Source organism: Actinomadura sp. KC216, assembly GCF_004348535.1.
GTDB lineage: Bacteria > Actinomycetota > Actinomycetes > Streptosporangiales > Streptosporangiaceae > Spirillospora.
This window is the reverse complement of the sequence record NZ_SMJX01000303.1, coordinates 1-9,993: the sequence shown is the minus strand read 5'-3', so window position 1 is coordinate 9,993 and position 9,993 is coordinate 1. Positions and strand designations below refer to the sequence as shown.

General features: G+C 70.8%; 10 protein-coding genes. 5 read left to right on the top strand and 5 right to left on the bottom strand.

What is annotated here, in order from left to right:
- Window positions 1–3: 3 nt before the first annotated feature.
- The 3 genes from purQ to purS all read right to left on the bottom strand — a co-directional run bounded on the left by purQ (window position 4) and on the right by purS (window position 1,826).
- Window positions 4–684: a phosphoribosylformylglycinamidine synthase subunit PurQ gene (purQ, locus tag E1264_RS34400; protein WP_132180318.1), complete on the bottom strand. Its 681-nt coding sequence runs from the start codon at window positions 682–684 to the stop codon at window positions 4–6.
- A 97-nt stretch (window positions 685–781) separates the two neighbouring features.
- Complete coding sequence (locus E1264_RS34395; protein ID WP_132180316.1) at window positions 782–1,222, bottom strand: ATP-binding protein; 441 nt, start codon at window positions 1,220–1,222, stop codon at window positions 782–784.
- A gap of 361 nt (window positions 1,223–1,583) precedes the next feature.
- A complete protein-coding gene (gene purS / locus E1264_RS34390) occupies window positions 1,584–1,826 on the bottom strand; it encodes a phosphoribosylformylglycinamidine synthase subunit PurS (RefSeq protein ID WP_171064619.1) in 243 nt (80 codons plus the stop codon).
- 109 nt (window positions 1,827–1,935) lie between these two features.
- Here purS and E1264_RS34385 point away from each other — a divergent pair, with 109 nt between their 5' ends.
- The 4 genes from E1264_RS34385 to E1264_RS34370 all read left to right on the top strand — a co-directional run bounded on the left by E1264_RS34385 (window position 1,936) and on the right by E1264_RS34370 (window position 7,390).
- Window positions 1,936–3,555: a hypothetical protein gene (locus E1264_RS34385; protein WP_132180314.1), complete on the top strand. Its 1,620-nt coding sequence runs from the start codon at window positions 1,936–1,938 to the stop codon at window positions 3,553–3,555.
- 270 nt (window positions 3,556–3,825) lie between these two features.
- Window positions 3,826–4,968 (top strand): pyruvate dehydrogenase (acetyl-transferring) E1 component subunit alpha, encoded by a 1,143-nt coding sequence (pdhA, locus tag E1264_RS34380; RefSeq protein ID WP_132180312.1) that lies wholly within the window; start codon window positions 3,826–3,828, stop codon window positions 4,966–4,968.
- Window positions 4,965–5,948, top strand: a complete 984-nt coding sequence (locus tag E1264_RS34375) for an alpha-ketoacid dehydrogenase subunit beta (protein ID WP_132180310.1) — start codon at window positions 4,965–4,967, stop codon at window positions 5,946–5,948. Before pdhA ends, E1264_RS34375 begins: the two co-directional genes overlap by 4 nt.
- A 5-nt stretch (window positions 5,949–5,953) precedes the next feature.
- The gene (locus E1264_RS34370) at window positions 5,954–7,390 is read left to right on the top strand and encodes a dihydrolipoamide acetyltransferase family protein (protein ID WP_243711339.1); all 1,437 of its coding nucleotides are present in this window, start codon (window positions 5,954–5,956) and stop codon (window positions 7,388–7,390) included.
- Between the two features lie 61 nt (window positions 7,391–7,451).
- Here E1264_RS34370 and E1264_RS34365 read toward each other — a convergent pair whose 3' ends face one another.
- Window positions 7,452–7,718 (bottom strand): DUF6458 family protein, encoded by a 267-nt coding sequence (locus E1264_RS34365; RefSeq protein WP_279491826.1) that lies wholly within the window; start codon window positions 7,716–7,718, stop codon window positions 7,452–7,454.
- Window positions 7,719–7,912: 194 nt separating this feature from the next.
- On the opposite strand from E1264_RS34365, the gene E1264_RS34360 reads away from it, so the two are divergent.
- Window positions 7,913–8,284, top strand: coding sequence for a hypothetical protein (locus tag E1264_RS34360; RefSeq protein ID WP_132180304.1), 372 nt, complete (start codon window positions 7,913–7,915; stop codon window positions 8,282–8,284).
- A gap of 27 nt (window positions 8,285–8,311) precedes the next feature.
- Here the strand turns inward: E1264_RS34360 and E1264_RS43955 are convergent, their stop codons facing one another.
- Window positions 8,312–9,961, bottom strand: coding sequence for an OmpA family protein (locus tag E1264_RS43955; protein ID WP_165964532.1), 1,650 nt, complete (start codon window positions 9,959–9,961; stop codon window positions 8,312–8,314).
- Between the last annotated feature and the right edge of the window lie 32 nt (window positions 9,962–9,993).

Here is a 9,993-nt window from a genome sequence, read left to right as displayed (position 1 = left end):
CGCTCATGCGGTGACCAAACTCTTGACGATCGAGGTGAAGAAGCCGAGCCCGTCGGTGGACGGGCCGGTCAGTGACTCCACGGCGTGCTCGGGATGGGGCATGAGCCCGACGACGTTGCCGGCCTCGTTGCAGATTCCGGCGATGTCGTCGAGGGAGCCGTTGGGGTTCAGGTCGACGTAGCGGGCGACGATCCGGCCGGTGTCGGCCAGTTCGGTCAGGGTCTCGCGGTCGGCGGTGTAGCGGCCGTCGCGGTTCTTGACCGGGATCACCAGCTCCTGCCCTTCCCGGTAGTCGGCGGTCCATGCGGTGCCGGCGTTCTCCACCCGGAGCCGCTGGTCGCGGCACACGAAGTGCAGTCCCGCGTTCGGCAGCAGCGCCCCGGGCAGCAGGTGCGACTCGCACAGTACCTGGAAGCCGTTGCAGATCCCGAGGACCGGGAGGCCGGCGCCTGCGGCGGCGACCAGCTCGGTCATCAGCGGGGCGAACCGGGCGATCGCTCCGGCGCGCAGGTAGTCCCCGTAGGAGAACCCGCCGGGGAGGACGACGGCGTCGACCCCTCGCAGGTCGTGGTCGCCGTGCCACAGGGCGACCGGCTCGGCGCCGGACAGCCGCACGGCGCGCGCGGCGTCCCTGTCGTCGAGTGAACCGGGGAAGGTGATGACCCCGACCCGGGCAGCGTCCATCTCTTCTGTTCCTCCGAAATGAGGGGCGGCCGGGACGGGCGGGTCGTTCCGCCGATCACCCCGATGCGCGTCGTTTCTCCCCCGCGCGCGTACCAATCTACCCGGCGCTGTGCATGAGCCTGCGGTCGAGGCGCCGGACCAGGGCCCCGTCTCGCCAGGTCAGGCGCTTCCGCAGGTGGACGACGGTGCCCCTGTCCGGGGTGGAGTCGATGTCCAGATCGTCCACCAGCGCACGCATGATCTTAATGCCGCGCCCGGATTCGCTCAAAATCCCCCGTTCCTCGGGGGCCGGCCGGGGCCCGCGGCCCTGGTCCGTGATCGTGAGGGTGCAGACGCCCTCGTCCACGCGTCCGGCCACCTCGTAGTCGCCGGTGGCGCGCGCGTGCTGGACGACGTTCGTACACGCCTCGGAGGCGGCGACCAGGACGTCGTCCACGCAGTCTTCGGAAACGCCCAGCCCCCGCAGCGCGTCTCCCACCACCCGGCGGACCACCGGGATGCTCAGCGCCTCGCACGGCAGCGAGAGCGAGATCCTCATATCCACCCGGACACCTCGTGTCCGCTCCGGGCTTGCGACCGTTCCCCCGGTCCCGGAGCGTGCTCGACGACTCGACGCAGCTAACAGTTCCCCGGCGGAATCTTCCGTAATCGCTATAGTCGCGGGTCTTTCACGATCACCGCGTTGGCACGCTCTAAGCAGGACCACCGCCTGGAACGCGCCAATGCCCTCGGAATCGAACGGTATTGCACGCCATTCCATGTCAGGGCCACCGGAACGGCGAGAACCCCTGAAACGCACGGAGCGTTTTGGACCGTTTTAGTCACTTGCGACGGCCGGTTGCGGCCGTAACGCCTGGGAGCGCTGGGACGAACGGGAGCGCTGTTGCAGGTGGGAGCGGCTAGAGGACGCGGAGCTCGTAGTTCTCGATGACGGGGTTCGCCAGCAGCGTCTCGGCGATCTTGCCGACCCGCTCCAGGGCCGCCTCGTCGGCCTCGCCCTCCAGCTCCACCTCGAACCGCTTGCCCTGCCGGACGGCGACGATCCCGTCGAACCCGAGCTGCGGCAGCTTCCGGGCGATGGCCTGACCTTGCGGGTCGAGGATCTCCGGCTTGAGCATGACGTCGACGACGACACGCGCCACGGCAGCCCCCTCACTCATCAGCACTTTTTCCTTACGATCCTGAAGCGTACGGCACCATGGCCAATCACCGTCCCCTTCCCCCTGCCACCCGCACCCCCGGAGCCGCCCGATGAACGTCGAGGACCTGACCCCGCCGGAGCGCCGCCTCTGGGAAGCCTTCCCGAAGGGCGAATCGGTCGATCTGTCGTCCGGCGACCCCGCCTACGACGACATCGGGCAGGCCGACCACTGGGGCCATGATCGGATGGTCAGGGCCGAGGTCCTCGTGGCCCTGCTCGTCGGGGCGGTGGAGGCGGAGCCGGGACAGGTCGCGGCCGTCCGGCTCGGCGGGGCGCGGATCACCGGCTCGCTGAACCTCGGGCACGCGGACGTCAGCGTCCCGCTGGCGCTCACCGGCTGCTCGTTCGACGAGGCGCCGCACCTGTACTGGGCGAGCATGAACAGCGTCCATCTGATGCGCTGCCGCCTGCCGGGGCTGATCGCGTCCGGGACCCGGGTCGACGGGCATCTGTGGCTGGAGGGCAGCCGGATCAGCGGCGGGCTGTGGCTGGACGGCGCCAACATCACCGGAATCCTGAACATGTCGGGCGTCCAGCTGAGCAACCCGGGCGGGGACGCGCTGCTCGCCGACCGGCTCACGGTCGAGGCGAACGTCTACTGCGACCAGGGGTTCACGTCCAACGGTGAGGTCCGGCTGCCTGGGGCGCGCATCGGCGGGCAGTTGATCCTGCGTGGTGCGCGGCTGAGCAACCCGTCCGGTCCCGCCCTGTACGCGAGCCGCCTGGACGTCGCGGCGAACGTGTTCTGCGACGGCGGGTTCACCGCCGAGGGCGAGGTCCGGCTGCGCGGCGCCAGCGTCGGCGGGTACCTGTCGTTCGTCGGCGCGCGGCTGTCGGCGCCGCAGCGCACGGCGCTGAACGCCGACGATCTGACCGTCGAGACCGACATCTACTGCTCGGACGGGTTCACGGCGGTCGGCGCCGTCAGCTTCTCCGGCGCCCGCGTCACCGGCCAGCTCAGCCTGCGCGACGCCCGCCTGCGCCACGACCAGGGGACGGCCCTCAGCCTGCAGCGCGTCCAGGCGGAGGAGCTGCTGCTGCGCACCGCCGAGCCGATCCGCGGCACCGCCGACCTGTCCTATGCCCGCATCAACCTGCTGCGGGACGACGCCGCGTCCTGGCCGGAGCGCCTCCAGCTCGACGGCCTCCAGTACGAGACGCTCGAACCGCCGCTCACCGCGCGGCAGCGCCTCGACTGGCTGCGCCGCGACACCGACGGCTACGCCCCGCAGCCCTACGAGCGCCTCGCCCAGACCTACCGGGCTCTCGGCCTGGACGCCGACGGCCGCTACGTCCTGCTCGCCAAGGCCCGCGACCGGCGCAAGACACAGGGCCTCTCACGCAAGATCATCGGGTGGTTGCAGGACGGGCTGGTCGGCTACGGCTACCGCCCGTTCCGCGCGGCGAGCTGGCTGATCGGGCTGCTCGCCTTCGGGACGATCGTCTTCTCGCTCCACAAGCCGGACGTCCTGGACAGCGGCCAGAAGCCGCATTTCAACCCGTTCTTCTACACCCTGGATCTCATCCTGCCGATCGGCACGCTCGGGCAGGAGATGGCGTTCGCGCCCAAGGGCGTCTACCAGTGGATCGCCAACTTCATCGTCGCGGCCGGGCTCGTCCTCGGCCTGACCGTCGCGGCGGGCGTGACCAGGGCACTCTCCCGCGAGTAGACGGGACGCCCCGACCAAGCCGGGTGGCGTGTATCACGTTTGCGTGCGGCGCCTGGGCTGGGGGTAGGTGTGCCAATGATGAGCCGAGCAGCGCTCGTCCATTGAAGGGTGGTGGGCGGGGCTGGAGGCCGGCGGGACTTGCATCGCGGGGTGTGAGGTCTGCCACGATGGCATAAGCGGCTTTTGTCCCTTACCGGGGGCGGAGGTCGTGGACATCGGCCGATCCGCGCGGCGATCCCGCGCGCCGGCCCCGAACGAGGAGTGTCATCGATGACGATCGACTCCGTGCGAGGCGCGCCCGATAACCCCGAGCCGGCCGAGCCCGAACTCGTCCAGCTGCTCACCCCCGAAGGGGAGCGCGTCGAGCATCCCGACTACCCCCTGGACCTCAGCGCCGAGGAGGTACGCGACCTCTATCGCGATCTGGTCATCGTCCGGCGGCTCGACCTGGAGTCCGTGGCGCTGACCCGGCAGGGCGAGGTGGGCCTCTGGCCCTCGCTGCTGGGCCAGGAGGCCGCGCAGATCGGGTCCGGACGCGCGCTGTCCGAGAACGACATGGTCTTCCCGACCTACCGGGAGCACGGCGTCGCGTGGTGCCGGGGCGTGGACCACCTCAACATGATCGGCCTGTTCCGCGGTGTCAGCCATGGCGGCTGGGACCCCGCCGAGCACAACTTCCACCTGTACACGATCGTGATCGGCAGCCAGACGCTGCACGCGACCGGCTACGCGATGGGCGTCCAGCGCGACGGCGTCCTCGGCACGCCGTCGGCCGCCGCGACCATCGCCTACTTCGGCGACGGGGCGACCTCGCAGGGCGACGTGCACGAGTCCTTCGTCTTCGCGTCCGTGTTCAACGCGCCGATCGTGTTCTTCTGCCAGAACAACCAGTGGGCCATTTCCGAGCCGCTCGAGAAGCAGTCGCGGATCCCGCTCTACCGCAGGGCGCAGGGCTACGGGTTCCCGGGCCTGCGGGTGGACGGCAACGACGTGTTCGCCTGCCTGGCCGTGACGAAGAAGGCCCTGGAGAACGCCCGGACGGGCCAGGGCCCGACGCTCATCGAGGCGTTCACGTACCGGATGGGCGCCCACACCACGACGGACGACCCCACCCGCTACCGGCTCAAGGCCGAAGAAGAGGCGTGGAAGCTCAAGGACCCGATCGAACGCGTCAAGGCGTATCTGGTGCGCAACGACCTCGCGGAAACGGGATTCTTCGAAAAGGTCGAGGACGAGGCCAAACAACTCGGCCGGGAACTGCGTAACGGGTGCCTGTCGATGCCCGACCCGCAGCCGCTGGCGATGTTCGAACACGTTTACGCGGAATCGCATCCGCTGATGTCCGAGGAGCAGGAGCAGTTCGCCGCCTATCTGGCGTCGTTCGAGCAGTCCGGCGAGGAGGCCGTCCGATGACTACGCTCACCCTCGGAAAGGCCATGAACGAGGGCCTGCGCAAGGCCATGGAGAATGACTCGAAGGTCCTTGTCATGGGCGAGGACGTCGGGAAGCTCGGCGGGGTGTTCCGCATCACCGACGGCCTGCAGAAGGACTTCGGCGAGGAACGCGTCATCGACACGCCGCTGGCCGAGTCCGGCATCGTCGGGACGGCGATCGGGCTGGCGCTGCGCGGCTACCGCCCGGTGGTGGAGATCCAGTTCGACGGGTTCGTGTTCCCCGCCGCCGACCAGATCATCACCCAGCTCGCGAAGATGCCGATGCGGTCGCTCGGGTCGCTGTCGCTGCCCGTCGTCATCCGGATCCCGTGGGGCGGCGGGATCGGCGCGGTGGAGCACCACTCGGAGTCGCCCGAGGCGTACTTCACGCACACCGCCGGGCTGCGCGTCGTCGCGTGCTCGAACCCGCTGGACGCGTTCGCGATGATCCAGCAGGCGATCGCCTCGCCCGACCCGGTGATCTTCTTCGAGCCGAAGCGGCGCTACTGGGACAAGGCCGAGGTCGACGTCGAGTCGGCGCCCGCGGACTGGATGCCGCTGCACCAGGCGCGGATCGTCCAGCCGGGCGAGCACGCGACCGTCCTCGCGTACGGGCCGTCGGTGAAGACGTGCCTGGAGGCCGCCGCCGCGGCGGCCGAGGAGGGACGGGCGCTGGAGGTCATCGACCTGCGCTCGCTCAACCCGCTCGACATCGGCACCGTCGTCGAGTCCGTCAACCGGACGGGACGCTGCGTCGTCGTCCACGAGGCGCCCGTGTTCAGCGGGTTCGGCGCCGAGCTGGCCGCGCGGATCACCGAGAAGTGCTTCTACCGGCTGGAGTCGCCGGTGCTGCGGGTCGGCGGGTTCTCCGCGCCGTACCCGCCGTCCCGTAACGAGGACCATTACCTGCCCGACCTCGACCGCATCCTGGACGCGGTCGACCGGACCTTCGCGTGGTGACGCCGGTGAGCCCGAAGATATTCAACCTGCCGGACGTGGGCGAGGGCCTGACCGAGGCCGAGATCGTCAAGTGGCATGTCCAGCCCGGCGACACCGTCGAGATCAACCAGACCATCGTCGAGATCGAGACCGCCAAGGCGATCGTGGAGCTGCCCTGCCCGTTCGAGGGCGTGGTGACGGAGCTGATGGTCACCGAGGGCGCGACCGTGGACGTCGGCTCCCCGATCATCTCCGTGGACGCCGAGGCCGAGGGCGGCGTGGCGACGCCGGTGTCGGAGCCTCCGGCGCAGGCCGCGGCGATGCAGGAGACGGAGGCCGTGCCGACCGCGAACGAGCCGGGGATCGTGTCGTCCGACGCGCCGCCGAAGCGCCAGCCCGTGCTCGTCGGATACGGCGTCAAGGAAGGCGCGACGAAGCGGCGCCCGCGCAGGCAGGGCACCAACGGCGCACCGCCACCGCCCGCCGCGTCCTCCGTCGCGCCGCCCGCCGCGCCCCCCGTTGCGCCGCCCGTCCAGCAAACGCCTTCCCCGGCACCTCCGGCGACTCGTCCACAGGCTGTGGACAACGGTTTGCCGCTGGCGAAGCCGCCGGTCCGGAAGATGGCGAAGGATCTCGGGATCGACCTCGCGACGATCACCGGCTCGGGCCCGCAGGGCTCGATCACCCGCGAGGACGTCCTTGCCGCGCAGTCCGGGGCGGCACCGGCCGCGACCGCCGCGCCCGTCCAGGCGGGGGCGCGCGAGGAGCGGGTGCCGGTCAAGGGCGTCCGGAAGGCGACGGCGGCGGCGATGTCCGGCTCGGCGTTCACCGCGCCGCACGTCACCGAGTTCCTCCAGGTGGACGTGACCCGGACGATGGAAACCGTGAAACGCCTCCGCGAGCTCCCCGAGTTCGCGGACGTGAAGGTGTCCCCGCTGCTGCTGGTCGCGCGGGCGCTGCTCACCGCCGTGGCGCGCAACCCGCAGGTGAACTCCACGTGGGTGGACGGCCCGTCCGGCGCGGAGATCGTCATCAAGCGGTACGTGAACCTGGGGATCGCGGCGGCCACCGACCGGGGCCTGCTCGTCCCGAAGGTGAAGGAGGCGCAGGACCTCGACCTGCCCGGCCTGGCCCGCGCGCTGCAGGAGCTGACGGAGAAGGCGCGGGCGGGCAAGGCGTCCCCGGCCGATCTGTCCGACGGGACGATCACCATCACGAACGTCGGCGTGTTCGGCGTGGACTCCGGGACCCCGATCCTCACGCCGGGCGAGGCCGCGATCCTGGCGTTCGGCCAGATCCGCGACATGCCGTGGGTGCACGAGGGCGAGCTGGCGATCCGGAAGGTCACCACGCTGTCGCTGTCGTTCGACCACCGGATCGTGGACGGGGAGCTGGGGTCGCGGGTCCTCCGCGACGTCGGCGCCATGCTGGAGGACCCGGTACGGATGCTGGCCTGGGGCTGATCAGGCGATCTGAGGGCCGGTGCCGCGCGGGCGGCACCGGCCCTTCACGCGGCCTGCGTGTTCAGGGGCGGGGCGGGTTGTCGCCGTCGTACATGCGCTCGTCGCGCTGTCTCGCCCCGAACCGCGGCCCGCGCTGCTGCATCCGGGACATCATCAGCAGCTGGAGCAGGAACGTCGCCCCGCCGACGATGATCAGGATGACGCCGATGATGTGGATGTCCACCGGGTCGGTCATCGCATCCGGCTTGATCGCGAATTTCAGGATCAGCCCGAGCGTGATCGTGAAGACACTGACACCGAGACCCATCGATGACCTCCGCCAGACGATCCGTGTGCGTGCTCTTTAACTATCCGTTCAGATCGTCCACCACACGTGACGCGATCGGCAATCGCCCCCGGGCGGCGTCCACGGCACACGGTGATCTATTGGCAACATTCTCACTATGTGTAATTAGTCACTCACTGTCGGGATGGGGAGGTGGTGGGCGCCGACGTCGCAGCGCCCGGGAGGAGACAACCGTCATGCGAATCACCCACCGACCCGTCATGGCCGTGGCCGTGACCGCCGTGGCCGCCGTGGGCCTGGCCGCCCAGGGTCCCGCGGCCCGCGCCGAACCACGCCCCGGGCCGGGCACGGCCCCCGCGGTCGACGCCGGCGGCCTGTACGCCTGGGAGAGCGCGCAGCCGAGCGGGCCGCCCGACATGGTCTTCGAGGGCTTCGGCTGCAGGAACACCGGCGGGCGCTTCAACGCCTGGCGGAGCGTCGAGCGGGAGGCCGTCGAGGTGTGGGCGCTCTTCGACGACGCGCACTGCCACGAATTCGTCGCGGTCGTCAACCCGCAGCCGGAGCCGCAGGCCATTCCCGGTGTGGAATCCGTCCAGCGGTTGCGCTGACCGGGGCGTCCGCGCCCGCGGGCGCACCTACGAGACGGGGACCCTCTCGAACTTCCCGAAGGGGCCGGCGTCGAAGGTGACGGACGTGATGTTCCCCAGCGGCGCCGGCAGGTAGACGAAGCCGCGGACGGGCTGGTTCACGGCCGTGCGGAACACGGCGCGTCCGGGATCGACGTAGGCGCTCGGGCTGCTCGGCGTCCTCAGTCCGATGCGGACGGCTCGGTACACGTCCTTCCCGCCCGGGACCTGGATGGAGAAGGACGTGAACGCGCCGCCGGGGTGGTCCGGGTGCGCGTAGGAGGCGTCCTGCGGGGTGTTTCCGGGGCCTTCGTTGACGATCTCGAACACGGCGACGATGTAGGCGCCGTCGCGGTAGAACGGCTTGACGTCCAGGCGCCGTTTCGCCGTGCCGAAGCGCGCGGAGCGGCTGGCGACGGTCTCCCCGTCCTTCGGCCGGAACGCCGCCGCTCCAAGCGACGCGCCCGGGCCGCCCGCCGTCTGCTGCTTGAGCTGGTAGGAGACCTCGACGCGGCGGTTGCGGGCGCGTGCCCTGGCGTCGCCGGCGCCGCTTTCCCTGGCGACCGGCTCCGTCCCGCCCTTGCCGCGCGCGGTGTAGGCGAAGCCGCTTCCGAGCCGCGTTTTCAGCTCCTTCATCACGGCGTCGGCGCGCTGCTGCGACAGTTTCTGGTTCTGCGCGGTGTCGCCCTTGGTGTCGGTGTGCCCGGCGAGCGTCACCGGGCCGGTGGCCTTCGTCTTGATCTGCTGCGCGGTCTCGTCGAGGACGGCCTTCGCGCGGCCCGAGAACTTCGCGGTGGCGCCGTCGAACAGCACGTCGGCGCGCAGGTCGACCGTCACCATCGAGCCGCTGGACGCGACGTCCTTGGTCTCGCTCTCGGTGATGTCGTACAGATCGACGAGGCTGACGCCGCCGGTGCCGGCCCCGGGCGGCGGCGTGGTCCCCGTGGACGGCCCCGGCCCCGAGGAGCGTCCGGTCGGCAGCGGCGACGGCGCGGAGGCGGTCAGCGGATCGGCCGCGTCGTCCGGCGGCCGGTACCACCAGGTCGGTCCCCCGCCCGTCGGCGCCGCGAACCCGCCGGGCGGAGGCGAGAAGCCGGGCGGCGGTGAGAAGCCCGGCGGAGGCGAAAACCCAGGCGGTGGCGAGAAACCGGGCTGGGATCCGGATCCGCCGCCCGGCGGTGGCGTGGACGACCCGCTCGTCACCGGTATCCCCGTGAACTCGCCCGCCGTGCCCGGCGTGAGCACGGTGACCTTCTGGACGTTCCGCGGCAGCGCCGGGTACTCCGCCGCCATCTCGCGGGTGGCGCCCGGCGCGAACGCGGCCCCGCTCGTCGAGCCGGTGGGCTTGTAGAGCTTGCGCCCGACCGGGTCGAGCAGCTCGATGGCGAACGGGACGGACTTCGTGGTCGTGTCCAGCGACGTCACCGTGTAGCGCAGCACCACCTTGGCCGACTGCCGCTCGACGCCCTTGATCTCGACGCGCGCGTGCATGCCGTCCGCGCTCCCGAACCAGCCCTCCTTCGCGAACCCGGGGGCGGTGGAGGGGGACCCGCTGACGCCGACGGTCGGCGGATCGCTCATCTCCGCCCTACCCGTGTCGGCGCAGCCGGCGGTCAGAACGAGCCCGGTGAGGGAGACGGCGAGAGGCAGAGCACGCATCGTTGATCCGGTCAGGGGGAGGGCCAGAGGGG